The following is a 15336-nucleotide window of genomic DNA, read 5'->3' on the forward strand; positions in this document are numbered from 1 at the left end:
CGGCCGATCGCGGGCCGTCGCGCGTTACGCGTTACGCGTCGATGCTGTTCTTCTCGGCCGCCTCGGCCGCCGCCTGCTTCTTGGAGGCGAACAGGCTGGTGACGGTGGTGACCGCGAGCACGGCCACGATGACGCCGAGCGAGACGGGGATGGAGATCTCCGGGACGTTCACCCCGGACTCGTGCATCGCGTGCAGGACGAGCTTCACGCCGATGAAGCCGAGGATGACCGACAGGCCGTACGAGAGGTGGACCAGCTTCTTGAGCAGTCCGCCGATCAGGAAGTACAGCTGGCGCAGACCCATCAGCGCGAAGGCGTTGGCGGTGAAGACGATGTACGGGTCCTGGGTGAGGCCGAAGATCGCCGGGATGGAGTCGAGCGCGAACAGGACGTCCGTGGTGCCGATCGCCAGCATGACGACGAGCATGGGCGTCATCAGGCGCTTGCCGTTCTCGACGATGAACAGCTTCGTGCCGTGGTACTTGTCGGTCGACGGGACGCGCTTCTCGACGAGCTTGAGGAGCTTGTTCTCCTCGAACTCCTCGTCCTCGGGATCGGCCAGCGCCTCCTTGATGAGCTTCCAGGCGGTCCAGATCAGGAACGCGCCGAAGATGTAGAAGACCCAGGAGAAGTTGGCGATGATCGCGGCGCCGCCGGCGATGAAGACCGCGCGCAGCACCAGCGCTATCAGGACGCCGACGAGCAGCACCCGCTGCTGGTACTTCGTCGGCACCGCGAACTTCGACATGATCAGGACGAAGACGAAGAGGTTGTCGACGCTCAGCGACTTCTCGGTGATGAACCCCGCGAAGAACTCACCCGCGGGCTGACCGCCCGCGAAGAGTGCCAGGCCGAGCCCGAACAGGGCGGCGAGGACGATCCAGACGACCGTCCAGATGCCCGCTTCCTTGATGGTGACGTCGTGCGGCTTGCGTCCGATGAGGAAGTCGACGGCGATCAAGGCACACAGACCCGCGATGGTCAGTGCCCACATGGTCAAGGAAACATCCACTGCGCCTCCGGTAGTTCACTACGAACAGTGAACGGTACCGGAATGCCCAAGAGAAGGCAAAGGTAAGGTCAAAATCCCAGGTCAGCGGCCATACGCCTGCCGAGCAGCCGCGACCTGACGGAGGACCTGGGGCACGACATGACTACCCGGAGGTACGAGCAGCGGCTCATAGGTCCAGGCGTGGCCGACCCAGGGGTCCGCGAGGTGGTCCTCGGGGGTCGGGGTGAGCCGCATCAGGGAGCGCCACAGCGGGTCGAGGACCGGGCCGTACGCCCGTGCGTCGTCCCGGTCGGCCACCATCAGCAGGTGCACGCCGACCGAGGGCCCCTCGTCGGCGAGGTAGCGCAGCTGGTTGACGGTGCGGTCGTCGAAGCCGTACGGGAAGTCGTTGACGATCAGCAGCTGCTCGGCGGTGTCCAGGTCCACCGGCAGCGAGTCCGGGGCGCCGGCCCGCATCGCCATCTGCACCAGGTCCACCCGCTCGGTCATCCTGCCGATCAGCGCCGCCACTCCGGCCGCACCGGCGGCGGGCGGCACCCGCAGGGTGCCCGACTCGGTCAGCGGGGTGAGTGCGGCGCTGCCGGTGCCGGCCGGGTCGATGACGTGCACCGAGAAGTCCCCGACCGGGTACGAGGCGAGCAGCCGGGCCGCGATGGTGACCGCGATCTCCATGGCCAGCCGCCGGTCCTGGGAGCTGTCGATCCACAGACCGCGCTCCAGCGGCAGTCTGACCAGCAGCGGGATCCGCAGTTCGGGGGTCTCGGGCAGATGCAGGTTGCCGAGCCTGGCGGCCATCGGCACCTCCATCGGCACCGTGTAGCCGTGCCAGACCGGGCTCTCCCAGCCGGCGTACGGCGGTGGCAGCGCCGGTTCGACGACCTCGGACTCGGCGCGCAGCTGCGCCAGGTCGCGGTCGAGGACGGCACGGGCCTGGTCCATGAGGTCGGCCTGTTTGGCGCGGGCCTGGTCCCGGGCGGCGTCGGCGGCCGGGCCGACGCGGGTGCGCGGGTCGGCCAGCAGCCGGTCCAGTTCCTGGTCCAGCCGGGACTCGGCGAAGTCGACGGCGCTGCGGTAGGCGGCGGTGGTGCGGGCCAGGTCCTCGAACATGCCCCAGACCTGGTTGTAGAGCCGCTCCTCCATCGTCCAGCCGCTGGCGTCACCGGCGACGGGCTGCGGGGCGCCCTGCGGGGGCGCGGCGTCCGCCGGCCGGCCGGGCGGCAGGTCCGGGGCCTGCCGGGCGGTGTGCCGCCGGGGGTGCTGATAGCTGATCGGGCCGCCGGCGGTCGCCGCCGCGGACGACGACGCCGGGGATCCGGACTGCGGCCGGGGCGGCGGGGCGACCGAGCGGGCCAGCCCCTTCGCCACCGCGTCATGGATGCCCGCGGCGAGCCCGGCCGCCTCCGGAACTCCCTGGTCGAGCAGCATGGCCGCCAGGCCGCCCGCGTACCCCTGGCCGACCGCGCGGACCTTCCACGCGCCCTGCCTGCGGTAGAGCTCGACGGCGACGACCGCGGTCTCCGGGCCGAGCCCGGTGATGGTGAATCCCGCGACCTCGGCCCCGTCCAGCGTGGTGACCGCGACATGCGGAGCGGCCACCACGCCGAAGGAGGCCGGAACACCGGCCGCGGTGGGGAGTGCGAGCAGCACATGGACCCGGTGGACGTCCTCGGAGAGGGCGCCCAGGTCCACCGCGAGCCGGTGGGAGGCGGCGGCCTGCTGGGACACTTCGAGGCCGGGGAGGTGCGGCGACCCGGGGTGGGCGATCCACTCCGTGCCGCTCACCCGCCCGTGCTCGTCACCAAGGGTGGCCACGGCCACCACCGGCGTGCCCGCCGTCACCCGGATCTCCAGACGGCCGGCGCCCTCGGGCCCGGCCGGGAGCGGATGATTCTGTCCCCGGACCAGCTCGGCGGCCATGCCGCCACCCCCCATTGGTGTTGTACGCGTCGTGCGTGTGCAGCTGTCGTGCGTGTGGTGCTGGTGTTCTCGTGGTGCTGTTGATCCGTGGTGCTGTTGATCCGTGGTGCTGTGCGCCTGTGGAGTCAGAGCGCCGGCAGGATCGACGGCATCAGGTCCTGGAACGTACGGCCGGCGGCCGGCGTACCGATGGCGGTCATCGACCAGCCGCTGCCCGCGCGCTGCACCTTCGCCATGATCTGCGCGGTGTACTGCCCGCCGCCGGTCAGGGTGTAGCGGGCCAGCTCCTGGCCGTTGGTCTCGTCGACGAGACGGCAGAACGCGTTCTGCACCTCGGCGAAGGTCTGCCCGGTGAACGAGTTCACCGTGAAGACGATCTGGTCGATGTGGACCGGCACCCGCTGCAGGTCCACCAGGATCGACTCGTCGTCGCCACCCTGGCCGGCGCCGCCGACCACGTTGTCGCCGGTGTGCCGGACGGAACCGTCGTCGCTGACCAGGTGCCGGAAGAACACCACGTCCACCGGCTGCTTGTCGGCGAAGAGCACCGCCGAGGCGTCGAGGTCGATCTCCCGGGTGCGGCTGCCGAACAGTCCGCGGCGGGGCGCGGCCTGCCAGCCGAGCCCCATCCGAACGGCCGTCAGCGTCCCCCCGTCGGACTTGGTAAGGCTGATCTGCTGGCCCTTGGTCATGTTGACCGTCACGCGCTGTCCCCTCTCACCCGTCACCGGACTGTGTGCGGTTGCCCCGCACCCTAACAAGACGCCGGGACAGCGCACCTCGGTTCACCCCAGGGCAGGGTCTGTCCGGCGGATCGGGCCTAGGGCGTGTTGCGAAAGTCCCGCCTGGCCCACGACGCCTGGCACGCGCCCTCGCTGCGTTGTCGGGCTCGTCCAAGTACCCCAGTACGAGGACGACCCTCCGCCTTGCGAGCGCACGCACCAGACGCCGTGGGCCACGCCCTCCGGGCGAACGGCGCTCCTTTCGCAACACGCCCTAGGCGATACCGGCCTCGCGCATCTGCCGCAGCTCCTTCTTCAAGTCGCCCAGCTCGTCGCGGAGTCGGCCCGCGATCTCGAACTTCAGCTCGGCCGCCGCGGCGTGCATCTGCGCGGTGAGCTCGGCGATCAGGTCCGCCAACTCCTCGGCGGGCAGGCTCTGGGCCACCCGCTTGCCGCCCGCCTTGGACGACAGTCCCGGCACCGGGGCCTTGCCGCGCGAGCGCTGCCTGCCGGAGCCCAGCAGCTCCTCGGTGTCCGCGTCCTCGCGGGCGAACGAGTCGAGAATGCCCGCGATCTTCTTGCGGAGCGGCTGCGGGTCGATGCCGTGTTCGGTGTTGTAGGCGACCTGCTTCTCGCGGCGCCGGTTGGTCTCGTCGATGGCCTGCGCCATCGCGGGGGTGATCGTGTCGGCGTACATGTGGACCTCGCCGGACACGTTACGGGCCGCACGGCCGATGGTCTGGATCAGGGAGGTGCCCGAGCGCAGGAAGCCCTGCTTGTCCGCGTCCAGGATCGCCACCAGCGACACCTCGGGAAGGTCCAGGCCCTCACGGAGCAGGTTGATGCCGATCAGTACGTCGTACTCGCCGGCCCGCAGCTCGCTCAGCAGCTCCATCCGGCGCAGCGTGTCGATGTCGCTGTGCAAGTACCGCACCTGGATGCCGAGTTCCAGCATGTAGTCGGTGAGGTCCTCGGACATCTTCTTGGTGAGGGTGGTGACCAGCACCCGCTCGTTCCGCTCGGTGCGCAGCCGGATCTCGTGCACCAGGTCGTCGATCTGCCCCTCGGTGGGCTTGACGATGACCTGCGGGTCGACCAGCCCGGTCGGGCGGATGATCTGCTCGACCGCGCCGTCGCCGCGCGACAGCTCGTACTTGCCGGGCGTCGCCGACAGGTAGACGGTCTGGCCGATGCGCTCCAGGAACTCCTCCCACTTCAGCGGGCGGTTGTCCATCGCGGACGGCAGCCGGAAGCCGTGGTCGACCAGGGTGCGCTTACGGGAGGCGTCACCCTCGTACATGGCGCCGATCTGCGGCACGGTGACATGCGACTCGTCGATGACCAGGAGGAAGTCCTCCGGGAAGTAGTCGATGAGCGTGTTCGGGGCGGTGCCCGCCTCACGGCCGTCCATGTGCCGTGAATAGTTCTCGATGCCGGAGCAGCTGCCGATCTGCCGCATCATCTCGATGTCGTACGTGGTCCGCATGCGCAGCCGCTGGGCCTCCAGCAGCTTGCCCTGCTTCTCCATCGTCGCGAGGGTCGTCTCCAGCTCCTTCTCGATCCCCGCGACGGCGCGCTCCATACGTTCCGGTCCCGCGACGTAGTGGGTCGCCGGGAACACGTACATCTCCTGGTCGTCGCTGATCACCTCGCCGGTGAGCGGGTGGAGGGTGGACATCGCCTCGATCTCGTCACCGAACATCTCGATGCGGACGGCGAGCTCCTCGTAGACCGGGAAGATCTCGATGGTGTCGCCCCGGACCCGGAAGGTGCCCCGCTGGAACGCCAGGTCGTTGCGGGTGTACTGGATGTCCACGAACTTGCGCAGCAGCTTGTCGCGGTCGATCGTGTCACCGACCCGGAGCCGCACCATGCGGTCGACGTACTCCTGTGGGGTGCCCAGGCCGTAGATGCAGGAGACCGACGCGACGACGACGACGTCGCGGCGGGTCAGCAGGGAATTGGTGGTGGAGTGGCGGAGCCGCTCGACCTCCTCGTTGATCGAGGAGTCCTTCTCGATGTAGGTGTCCGTCTGGGGGACGTACGCCTCGGGCTGGTAGTAGTCGTAGTACGACACGAAGTACTCGACGGCGTTGTTCGGCAGCAGCTCACGGAACTCGTTCGCGAGCTGCGCCGCGAGGGTCTTGTTGGGCGCCATGACGAGCGTCGGGCGCTGGAGCCGTTCGATCATCCACGCCGTGGTCGCCGACTTTCCGGTGCCGGTCGCGCCGAGGAGGACGACATCCTTCTCACCTGCGCGGATACGCCGCTCCAGCTCCTCGATGGCGGCCGGCTGGTCACCACTGGGCTGGAAGGGGCTGACGACCTCGAAGGGCGCCACAGTACGTTCGATGTCTGATACGGGCCGCATGGAACCACCGTACGGCCCAGCACTGACAAACCGCGGGGATCACCGTGGGCGACGGCCGTGAGCGGGCTCACGGACCGGCTCGTAGCGGGGCTGCTGGACACCGGGCGGGTCCAGCGCCACCACCACCCCGGCCAGGAACAGGAACACCACCGGGCCGATCAGGACGGGCGCCAGGATCGCGGCGGGCGAGGCACCGCCCAGGCCGCCGGCGATCCCCGAGTCGTGCAGATGCACCCGGAGCGCGGCCATGCCCGTGTAATGCATGCCGGTGACCGCGACGCCCATGATGAGGCTGGCCCCGATGCTCGCGGCGAAGCCCTTGACCGACACCGCGGCCCACAGTGCCGCGGTGGCCGCCGCCACCGCGATGCCGATCGACAGGTACACCGTTCCGGTGTTGTAGGCGAGGTCCGCGTCCAGCTTCATCCCGGCCATGCCGAGGTAGTGCATGGCGGCCACCCCGACGCCGGTGACCGCGCCGGCGGCGAGCAGGACCGGTGCGCCGCGGCCGAAGAACCCGACCAGGAAGACACCGGCGCCGACCACCGCGATGGCCACTCCGAGGCTCAGGAAGGTGATCGACTTGTCGTAGTTGATCTCCACCTGGTCGACGGTGAACCCCATCATGGCGATGAAGTGCATCGTCCAGATGCCCGAGCCGATGGAGACCGCGCCCAGGGCGAGCCAGCCGGCCCGCCGGGACCGCTCCATCACGAGCGCCCGGACCGTGCAGCGCAGTCCGAGAGCGGCTCCCAGGCAAGCCATGACGTAGGCCACCACGGGGGTGATCCAGCCGTACGTGAATCCGTTGACCGTTCCGTACATGCCGTCCACGGCGGGCCCTTCCGGCGCATCGAGTTGGCACACGATAGGACGGCCGGGGGAACATCTGACCGAGTTTCAGATTCCCTTTACCGACCCGTGATCCGGGTGCACGGTGACGCGGTCCAGCGGTCCGTGCGGCCCGGAGCCGAGCGCCGCCCGCAGCGCCGCCACGACCTGCGCCGGACTCGCCGTCAGCGCCTCCGGAGGCACCCGGACGATCCGCAGGCCGCAGGTGTCCAACGGGTTGGGGCCGGCCGCCGGTCCGATCACCAGAGCCACCCCCTCGCGCGCCCAGTAGGCGTCCGGAGACGCCAGGAACACACCGTCCAGGCGGAGTTCGGGCCGCCACAGCGGCGGCCGCGAACCCGAGAGCGCGACGAGCGAACGCAGCTGGCCGCCCAGCGGGCGGCGGACCCGTCCCGGAAGCGCCAGCTCCCGCAGCGTCTCGTCGATCCCGGACTTGCGGGACAGCGACGCGGTACGCAGCTCGCCCGCCAGCTCCGCCGGATCGACCCCGCGGTCCCACACCAGCTCGCGGAGCACGGCCCGCACCCAGTCCGGGTCGCACGACGCCCGGACGCCGTCCCCCGCGGCGCGCACCAGGGGCGCGACGGGCAGCTCGTCCACCAGCTCGGGGCCGGGGAGGGTGCGCGCGTGGTGGACCCGCACCCAGGTGTGCGTCCTGAGCGCGCGCCCGGCCGGCACCAGGACGTCGACCACCCGCACCTCGGCGGGCACCAGGACCTCGCGCATCCCGTGCAGGGCCAGCGCCGCGATCCCCGTCAGCTGCGCCTGCGCCGCCGGGTACCCGGCGTAGGCCAGGGCCGCCCGGCAGCGCTGCCAGGCGGACAGCGCACCCCGCCGCAGCACCACCACCCTCGGCAGCACCCGCTGCCAGGGGCCGCCCGGCCCGCAGCGCTTGCGCAGCGCCACCTCCGACACCCCGATGCCGGACAGCTGGCCAACCGTCACCACCTGCCGCTGGTCACGGGCGAGAATGCGCAGGGCCTGGGCGAAGTCGTTTCGTGTCATGACGGCCCCCTCCCCCACCGGAACCGCTCAACTACCCGCTGTGACAAGGCTGTCGAAGAGCGGCACCCGGGCGAGTGACCGCTGCGGCCCCGGCTGACGGGCCCGGCCGGCCGGTCCGGCCGAAGGACCGGCCCGGCGGATCCGGCTCGAGGAATCTGCTCCCGGGCCCGTTGTCAGTGGCCCGGCATACGCTGGCGGTATGACGAACACCGAGCGGCACGAGGTGGCGGACCGGACCGCCACGGTGGCCTGGACGCGGCTGGACACCCCGATCGGCCCGCTGCTGCTCGCCGCGACCGACCAGGGGCTGGTCAGCGTCGTCTTCCGGGCCGACGACGAGGTGACGGAGACCTTCCTGGAGCGGCTGGGGCGCCGGCTGGGCGCGGATCCGGTCGAGGAGTCCGGGGAGTCGGGGCGGCTCGCCCCCGCCGTCCGCCAGCTGCGGGCGTACTTCGACGGGGAGCTGCGCGACTTCACCCTCGATCTGGACTGGTCGCTGACCGCCGGCTTCAACCGCCGCGTCCAGCGGGAGCTCGCCACCGGCGTGCCGTACGGCTCGGTCGTCGGCTACCAGGACCTCGCCGACCGCGTCGGCGAGCCGGGCGCCGCCCGCGCCGTCGGCACCGCCATGGGAGCCAATCCGCTGCCGCTCGTCGTCCCGTGCCACCGCGTCGTGGAGAGCAACGGGGGCATAGGCGGCTTCGGCGGCGGCCTGGAGATCAAGCGGACGCTGCTGGCCCTGGAGGGCGTGCTCCCGCCGCCCCTGTTCTGACGGGGCGGCCGGGGCCACCGGGCGACGGCGGCGCCGTCACCCGGTCAGTAGTGGTGGCAGCCCGGGTCGGGGGCGTCGACCGACAGCGCGTCGCCCTCGGGCAGGAGGTACGTGACGTACAGGACGACCGGCACCGTGCCGAGGTTCTGCCCGTTGTGCACCTTGCGGGCGCCGTCCGGCTCGATGAACGACTGGCCTGCGCTGCTGCGCACCACCGAGCAGTCGGCCAGCGTCCTGGTCAGCGTGCCCGACTGGACGACGGCGATCAGCGGCCCCTGGTGGTAGTGCCAGCCGGTCTCACCGCCCGGCGCGATGGTGACCGTGCGCACCACGACGTCCGTACGCCCCTGGGTCCTGACCTTCAGCCCCTCGGCGGAGGTGCCCTTGGCCAGGACCGTCGCCGTCACCCCGCTGCCCGGTGTCGCCAGGGCGCCCGACGGCACCAGTCCCAGCGCCACCACACATCCGGCCACCGCCGCCGCTCTGCGGATCCGGCTCCAGCGCCTGCTGCTGTCCATGTGCGGGGTCCCTCCGGAACGGTTCAGGGAGCGTCGAAACGAGCCGCCTCAACATAGTCCGGCCGCGGGTCCAGAGCGGCGGCCAGCCGGAAGTGTCGCAGCGCTTCATCCGGACGGTTGGCACGCTGCAGCGTCCGGGCGAGCGCGAAGTGCGCGAACGCGTTGTCGGGTTCCCGTTCCAGCACTATCTGGAACTCGAGCTCGGCCGGGCGCAGTTGGGCGGCGGCGAAGAAGGACCGGGCCCGCAGCAGGCGCGCGGCGGTGTTCTCCGGGTGGGCGGCGATGACCGAGTCCAGCAGCTTCACCGCTCCGCGCGGGTCGCGGGCTTCCAGCAACTGCTCCGCGGCACGGAAATCGATGACGTGGGTCTCGGGGGTCTGCTCGGGCACGGCCGCCTCCCTTCCATGGCTCGGGTGACGACTGATCGTCGGCACAGACATACCCAACGCGGCCCCCGGCAATCACATTCCGGGCGGTCCCGCCCGGGGCCGCACTAGGGCGCGAGGCGGTCGCGCAGCTGCTGCCAGACCCGTTTGACCTGGGGTTCGAGCGCCTCCAGGGGGCCGTCGTTGTCCAGCACGACATCGGCGACGGCGAGCCGCTGCTCGCGGGTGGCCTGGGCCGCCATCCGCGACCGGGCCTCGCCCTCGTCCATGCCGCGCAGCCGCACCAGGCGGTCGAGTTGGGTGGCGGGGGACGCGTCCACCACCACGACGAGGTCGTAGAGCTCGGCGAGGGCGTTCTCGGTGAGCAGCGGGACGTCATGGATCACGATGTCGTCCGGGCGCGCGGCGCCCTCCAGCTCGGCCGACCGGCGTCCGACGAGCGGATGCACGATCGCGTTCAGCGCCTGCAGTCTGGCGGGGTCGGCGAAGACGATCGAGCCCAGCCTGGGGCGGTCGAGCGCACCGTCAGGAGTGAGGACCTCCGTGCCGAACTCGGCGACCACGGCGGCCAGCCCCGGCGATCCGGGCTCCACGACCTCCCGGGCGATCTTGTCCGCGTCCACCACGACCGCCCCGTACGACGCGAGCAGCCGTGACACTTCGCTCTTGCCGGCGCCGATTCCGCCGGTCAGGCCCACCTTCAGCATGGCGACAGCCTAGGGCCTGCCCGGACGGACAGGCCCTGGGTCGTGTCGTCAGCTTCCGTCGTCCTCCCGGTCCGCGAGGAACCGTTCGAACTCGGCCCCGAGGTCGTCGGCCGACGGCAGGTCGACCGGCTCGGCGATGAGGTTCTCCCGGGTCATCGAACCGGCGACCGCGTCGTACTGGCTCTCCAGCCCGCGGACGACCGAGACCAGCTCGCCGTCGCCCTCGGCGACCTGGCGGTCGATCTCGCCGCGGACCGTGTGCGCCTCGGCACGCAGTGCGTGCGCCACCTCGGGCAGCACCAGGCCGGTGGCGGCGGTGATCGCTTCGAGTACGGCGAGCGCCGCGTCCGGGTACGGGGAACGCGACAGATAGTGCGGCACGTGGGCGGCGACGCCCAGGACGTCACGGCCGGCCTCCGCGAGCCGCAGCTCGATGAGGGACTCGGCGCTGCCGGGCACCGTCGCCTCGTCGAACCAGCTGCGGTGGCCTGGCATCAGGTCCACCCGGTTGCCGTGCGGGGTCAGCCCGACCGGGCGGGTGTGCGGAACGCCCATCGGAATGCCGTGGAAGTTGATGGCCAGCCGCACCCCGAGCCGTTCGACGACCTGCAGCACGGCCGCGGCGAAGCGCTCCCACTCCACGTCCGGCTCGGAGCCGGTCAGCAGCAGGAAGGGCGTCTCCGTGGTGTCACGGACCAGATAGAGGGCGATCTCCGGTGCCTCGTACCCCGACCAGTGGTCGCGCTCGAAGAGCATCAGGGGCCGGCGCGCGCGGTAGTCGACCAGCCGGTCGGCGTCGAACCTGGCCACCAGCTGGTTGTCGAGGCGGTCCAGCAGCTGCTCCGAGATCTGCTCGCCGGTGTCACCCGCGTCGATGTACCCCTCCAGGTGGTACAGCAGAACGGGGCCGGTCTCCCCGACCGCCTCGTCCACGGCCTCGGCACCGCCCGGCACGAATTCGTACAGCCCCTGCGGATCCAGCACTGTGATCGTTCCTCCTCGTTCTTCCTCCTCGGAAACGTGCGAGGAGCTGGGAGCATTCCCGCATCCGGGCCCGCTTCACCCCCTGACAACGCGGAAGGCCCGCTCCCCTCTCGGGGAACGGGCCTTCCGTCCGTACGGCTACCTGCAGGTCAGAGCGTCAGCTCTGGCCGCCGGCCAGCTTCTCGCGGAGCGCGGCCAGTGCCTCGTCCGACGCCAGGGCGCCGGAGTTGTCGTCCGACTCCGAGGAGTAGGAACCGCCGCCACCGAGACCGGCGGAGCTGGCGGCACCGGCGGGAGCCGCAGCACCCTCGGCCTCCGCCTTCTCGTCGGCCTCGCGGGACTTGATGACCTGGGCCTGGTGCTGCTCGAAGCGGGTCTGGGCCGTGGCGTACTGGCCTTCCCACGCCTCGCGCTGGGTCTCGAAGCCCTCGAGCCAGTCGTTGGTCTCGGGGTCGAAGCCCTCGGGGTAGATGTAGTTGCCCTGGTCGTCGTACGACGCGGCCATGCCGTACAGGGTCGGGTCGAACTCGACCGTGGCCGGGTCGGCACCGAAGGCCTCGTTGGCCTGCTTCAGCGAGAGGCTGATGCGGCGGCGCTCGAGGTCGATGTCGATGACCTTGACGAAGATCTCGTCGTTGACCTGGACGACCTGCTCCGGGATCTCCACGTGGCGCTCGGCCAGCTCGGAGATGTGGACCAGGCCCTCGATGCCCTCGTCGACGCGCACGAACGCACCGAACGGAACGAGCTTGGTGACCTTACCGGGAACGACCTGGCCGATCTGGTGCGTCCGGGCGAACTGCTGCCACGGGTCTTCCTGCGTCGCCTTCAGCGACAGGGAGACACGCTCGCGGTCCATGTCCACGTCGAGAACCTCGACGGTGACTTCCTGGCCGACCTCGACAACCTCGGAGGGGTGGTCGATGTGCTTCCAGGACAGCTCGGAGACGTGCACGAGACCGTCGACGCCGCCGAGGTCCACGAACGCACCGAAGTTGACGATCGAGGAAACGACGCCGGAGCGGACCTGGCCCTTCTGCAGGGTCGTGAGGAAGGTCTGGCGGACCTCGCTCTGGGTCTGCTCGAGCCAGGCACGGCGGGACAGGACCACGTTGTTGCGGTTCTTGTCCAGCTCGATGATCTTGGCTTCGAGCTCCTTGCCCACGTACGGCTGGAGGTCGCGGACGCGACGCATCTCGACGAGCGAGGCGGGCAGGAAGCCGCGGAGGCCGATGTCGAGGATGAGACCACCCTTGACGACCTCGATGACGGTACCGGTGACGATCCCGTCTTCTTCCTTGATCTTCTCGATGGTGCCCCAGGCACGCTCGTACTGAGCGCGCTTCTTCGAGAGGATCAGGCGACCTTCCTTGTCCTCCTTCTGGAGAACAAGGGCTTCGATCTCGTCGCCGACCTTGACGACCTCATTGGGGTCGACGTCGTGCTTGATCGAAAGCTCGCGGGACGGGATGACGCCCTCGGTCTTGTAACCGATGTCGAGCAGGACCTCGTCCCGGTCGACCTTTACGATCACGCCTTCGACGATGTCGCCGTCGTTGAAGTACTTGATCGTCGCATCGATCGCTGCGAGGAAGTCTTCCTCGGAGCCGATGTCGTTGACCGCCACCTGCGGGGTGGTGCGCGTTGCCTCGGTGCTGCTCGTCATATGGGGAAGGACTCCGGTACGGACAGAAGTTGTAGGTACTGCTACGCCAGGACCCGTTATCGCACAGCCGAAGCCGGACAGCCTTGAGTCGGACCTTCCAAATGAATCGGAGAGTCGCCTCAAGGACCGAGGGGATACAAGCCAGTGCGAGCGCAACCTGCTACGTCTGAGGTGCGCAGGCCCGCAGCGCAACTTGTAGCATACGGGGGCAGCCGGACACGGTCAATGCGCGAAGGGCCCACCTTGGGCAGAACAGCCCATACCCGGCGTAAGTCCCCCCGTCACAGGTCCAACCAGAGAGTACGACGACAACCGCGATGAGCCAAGGACCCGAACCAGAAGCCACCCGGCGTACCGCAGGCGTCACGGAAAGCAGCCGGGCCAACCGGGGCTGGTGGGACCGGAACGCGGACGAGTACCAGGTCGAGCACGGAGCCTTCCTCGGCGACGGGAACTTCGTCTGGGGGCCGGAGGGACTGGACGAGTCCGACGCCGGACTGCTCGGCCCCGCCGCGGAACTCGCGGGCCTGTCGGTGCTCGAGATCGGCGCCGGCGCCGCGCAGTGTTCGCGCTGGCTGGCCGCGCGCGGCGCGCGCCCGGTCGCCCTCGACCTCTCCCACCGGCAGCTGCAGCACGCGCGCCGGATCGACGAGGAGTCGGCGGACGGCGGCTTCCCGCTCGTCCAGGCCGACGCGGGGACGCTGCCGTTCGCGGCCGCGTCGTTCGACCTGGCGTGCTCGGCGTACGGCGCGCTCCCCTTCGTCGCCGACCCCGAACGCGTGCAGCGCGAGGTGCACCGCGTGCTGCGGCCGGGCGGGCGCTGGGTCTTCTCCGTCACCCACCCGATCCGCTGGGCCTTCCCCGACGAGCCGGGCCCCGAGGGGCTGACCGCCGTCTCCTCCTACTTCGACCGCACCCCGTACGTCGAGCAGGACGGGCGCGGGCTCGCCGAGTACGTCGAGCACCACCGGACCCTCGGCGACCGCGTGCGGGAGATCGCCGCGGCCGGCTTCCGGCTGGTCGACCTCGTCGAGCCGCAGTGGCCGGAGTGGAACACCCAGGAATGGGGCGGCTGGTCGCCGCTGCGCGGCGGGATCCTGCCCGGGACGGCGATCTTCGTGTGCGTGCGGGACTGACGGCGGCGCCCGCCGCCGGACCGACGGGCACACTGGGCGGGTGATCCGCGCCAGTTCCCTCGACCTGCCCGTACAGACCGTCGTGCCCGCACTGCTGCGGGCGCTCGACGAACGGGGCTGCGCCGTGCTCGCCGCGCCGCCGGGAACAGGGAAGACCACCCTCGTACCGCTCGCGCTGGCCGGGCTGCTCCCCCAGTACGGGGAGGTCCCCCGCCGGGTGCTGGTGGCCGAGCCGCGCCGGATGGCGGCGCGGGCCGCCGCCCGCCGGATGGCGTGGCTGCTCGGCGAGGGCGTCGGCGCGCGGATCGGCTTCACGGTGCGCGGCGAGCGGAACGTCTCGGCGGAGACGGTCGTCGAAGTGGTGACGACCGGTGTTCTGCTGCAGCGGCTGCAGCGTGATCCGGAGCTGGCCGGTGTGGACACCGTCGTACTGGACGAATGCCATGAGCGGCATCTGGACGCCGACACCTCGATGGCCTTCCTGCTGGACGTACGGGCCGCCCTGCGCCCGGAGCTGCGGGTGGTCGCGGCCTCCGCCACCACGGACACCGCCGCCTGGGCCGCGCTGGTCGGGGGCGAGGACGGTGCCGCCCCGGTGGTCGAGGCGCAGGGCATCCTGCATCCGGTCGCCGTGGAGTGGGCCCCGCCGGTCCGCCCGCCGCACGGGATGCGGGTCGATCCGGCGCTGCTGGAGCACGTGGCGGCGGTGGTACGGCGGGCCCTGCGCGAGAAGGAGGGGGACGTGCTGTGCTTCCTGCCGGGCGTCGGGGAGATCGCGCGGGTCGCCGGGATGCTGAGCGGGCTCGACGTGGAAGTGCTGCAGCTGCACGGGCGGGCGCCGGCCGCCGTGCAGGACGCCGCGCTCGCGCCGGGAACCGGCCGCCGGGTGCTGCTGGCCACGTCGGTGGCCGAGTCGAGCCTCACCGTCCCCGGGGTGCGCATCGTGGTGGACGGCGGGCTGGCGCGTGAGCCGCGGGTGGACCACGCACGCGGCCTCGACGCGCTGACGACGGTGCGGGTCTCGCACGCGGCGGCCCGCCAGCGGGCCGGGCGCGCCGGGCGCGAGGGTCCCGGCACGGTGTACCGCTGCTGGTCGGAGGCGGACAACGCCGGGCATCCGCGCTGGCCGGCACCGGAGATCTCCGTCGCCGACCTCGCCGCGTTCGCTCTGCAGACGGCCTGCTGGGGCGACCCGGACGCCGCCGGCCTCGCCCTGCTCGACGCCCCGCCGGCCGGCGCGATGGGCGCGGCCCGCGAGGTGCTCCTCGCGGTCGGCGCGGTGGCCGCC

Annotated in this window: 14 protein-coding genes; 3 read left to right on the plus strand and 11 right to left on the minus strand. The window is 71.0% G+C overall.

From position 1 onward, the window contains the following. Positions 1-31 precede the first annotated feature (31 nt). The 6 genes from G3I60_RS23960 to G3I60_RS23985 all read right to left on the minus strand — a co-directional run bounded on the left by G3I60_RS23960 (position 32) and on the right by G3I60_RS23985 (position 7879). On the minus strand, positions 32-1012 hold the full coding sequence (locus G3I60_RS23960; RefSeq protein WP_164298507.1) for a TerC family protein: 981 nt from the start codon (positions 1010-1012) through the stop codon (positions 32-34). Positions 1013-1093: 81 nt separating this feature from the next. Further along, positions 1094-2929: a TerD family protein gene (locus G3I60_RS23965; protein WP_164298505.1), complete on the minus strand. Its 1836-nt coding sequence runs from the start codon at positions 2927-2929 to the stop codon at positions 1094-1096. A 125-nt stretch (positions 2930-3054) separates the two neighbouring features. After that, complete coding sequence (locus tag G3I60_RS23970) at positions 3055-3633, minus strand: TerD family protein (RefSeq protein WP_138356309.1); 579 nt, start codon at positions 3631-3633, stop codon at positions 3055-3057. 292 nt (positions 3634-3925) lie between these two features. Continuing rightward, positions 3926-6022, minus strand: a complete 2097-nt coding sequence (gene uvrB / locus G3I60_RS23975) for an excinuclease ABC subunit UvrB (RefSeq protein WP_164298503.1) — start codon at positions 6020-6022, stop codon at positions 3926-3928. A 39-nt stretch (positions 6023-6061) separates the two neighbouring features. Further along, positions 6062-6847, minus strand: coding sequence for an MHYT domain-containing protein (locus tag G3I60_RS23980; protein WP_164298530.1), 786 nt, complete (start codon positions 6845-6847; stop codon positions 6062-6064). A gap of 75 nt (positions 6848-6922) precedes the next feature. Further along, positions 6923-7879 carry a hypothetical protein gene (locus tag G3I60_RS23985; protein WP_164298501.1) on the minus strand — a complete coding sequence of 319 codons (957 nt, stop codon included), beginning with the start codon at positions 7877-7879 and terminating at the stop codon, positions 6923-6925. A gap of 199 nt (positions 7880-8078) precedes the next feature. Between G3I60_RS23985 and G3I60_RS23990 the strand changes: the two genes are divergently transcribed. Further along, on the plus strand, positions 8079-8651 hold the full coding sequence (locus tag G3I60_RS23990) for a methylated-DNA--[protein]-cysteine S-methyltransferase (RefSeq protein WP_138356306.1): 573 nt from the start codon (positions 8079-8081) through the stop codon (positions 8649-8651). Between the two features lie 44 nt (positions 8652-8695). On the opposite strand, the gene G3I60_RS23995 is transcribed toward G3I60_RS23990, so the two are convergent. From G3I60_RS23995 to rpsA, 5 genes are all read right to left on the minus strand, one after another. Beyond that, positions 8696-9169 (minus strand): cupin domain-containing protein, encoded by a 474-nt coding sequence (locus tag G3I60_RS23995; RefSeq protein ID WP_138356305.1) that lies wholly within the window; start codon positions 9167-9169, stop codon positions 8696-8698. A gap of 23 nt (positions 9170-9192) precedes the next feature. Beyond that, the gene (locus G3I60_RS24000; protein ID WP_138356304.1) at positions 9193-9558 is read right to left on the minus strand and encodes a tetratricopeptide repeat protein; all 366 of its coding nucleotides are present in this window, start codon (positions 9556-9558) and stop codon (positions 9193-9195) included. 104 nt (positions 9559-9662) lie between these two features. Further along, entirely contained in the window at positions 9663-10262 is a 600-nt protein-coding gene (gene coaE, locus G3I60_RS24005; RefSeq protein WP_164298499.1) for a dephospho-CoA kinase, read from the minus strand. Between the two features lie 48 nt (positions 10263-10310). After that, positions 10311-11246, minus strand: a complete 936-nt coding sequence (locus G3I60_RS24010; RefSeq protein WP_164298497.1) for a PAC2 family protein — start codon at positions 11244-11246, stop codon at positions 10311-10313. Between the two features lie 157 nt (positions 11247-11403). Next, a complete protein-coding gene (rpsA, locus tag G3I60_RS24015; RefSeq protein ID WP_164298495.1) occupies positions 11404-12912 on the minus strand; it encodes a 30S ribosomal protein S1 in 1509 nt (502 codons plus the stop codon). A 317-nt stretch (positions 12913-13229) separates the two neighbouring features. Between rpsA and G3I60_RS24020 the strand changes: the two genes are divergently transcribed. Both G3I60_RS24020 and G3I60_RS24025 read left to right on the plus strand, forming a co-directional pair. Beyond that, entirely contained in the window at positions 13230-14048 is an 819-nt protein-coding gene (locus G3I60_RS24020; RefSeq protein ID WP_164298493.1) for a class I SAM-dependent methyltransferase, read from the plus strand. 40 nt (positions 14049-14088) lie between these two features. Then, positions 14089-15336 (plus strand): helicase-related protein (locus G3I60_RS24025; protein ID WP_164607695.1); only part of this gene is annotated, 1248 nt, incomplete at its 3' end.

The organism is Streptomyces sp. SID13666 (assembly GCF_010548325.1).
GTDB classification, from domain to species: Bacteria; Actinomycetota; Actinomycetes; order Streptomycetales; family Streptomycetaceae; genus Actinacidiphila; species Actinacidiphila fildesensis.

Bases quoted from the DNA above. Each gene is read 5' to 3' on its own strand.
- G3I60_RS23965 (WP_164298505.1), bottom strand. From the start codon at position 2,929: ATGGCCGCCGAGCTGGTCCGGGGACAGAATCATCCGCTCCCGGCCGGG.
- uvrB (WP_164298503.1), bottom strand. From the start codon at position 6,022: ATGCGGCCCGTATCAGACATCGAACGTACTGTGGCGCCCTTCGAGGTC.
- G3I60_RS23980 (WP_164298530.1), bottom strand. From the start codon at position 6,847: ATGTACGGAACGGTCAACGGATTCACGTACGGCTGGATCACCCCCGTG.
- G3I60_RS23985 (WP_164298501.1), bottom strand. From the start codon at position 7,879: ATGACACGAAACGACTTCGCCCAGGCCCTGCGCATTCTCGCCCGTGAC.
- G3I60_RS23990 (WP_138356306.1), top strand. From the start codon at position 8,079: ATGACGAACACCGAGCGGCACGAGGTGGCGGACCGGACCGCCACGGTG.
- G3I60_RS23995 (WP_138356305.1), bottom strand. From the start codon at position 9,169: ATGGACAGCAGCAGGCGCTGGAGCCGGATCCGCAGAGCGGCGGCGGTG.
- coaE (WP_164298499.1), bottom strand. From the start codon at position 10,262: ATGCTGAAGGTGGGCCTGACCGGCGGAATCGGCGCCGGCAAGAGCGAA.
- rpsA (WP_164298495.1), bottom strand. From the start codon at position 12,912: ATGACGAGCAGCACCGAGGCAACGCGCACCACCCCGCAGGTGGCGGTC.
- G3I60_RS24020 (WP_164298493.1), top strand. From the start codon at position 13,230: ATGAGCCAAGGACCCGAACCAGAAGCCACCCGGCGTACCGCAGGCGTC.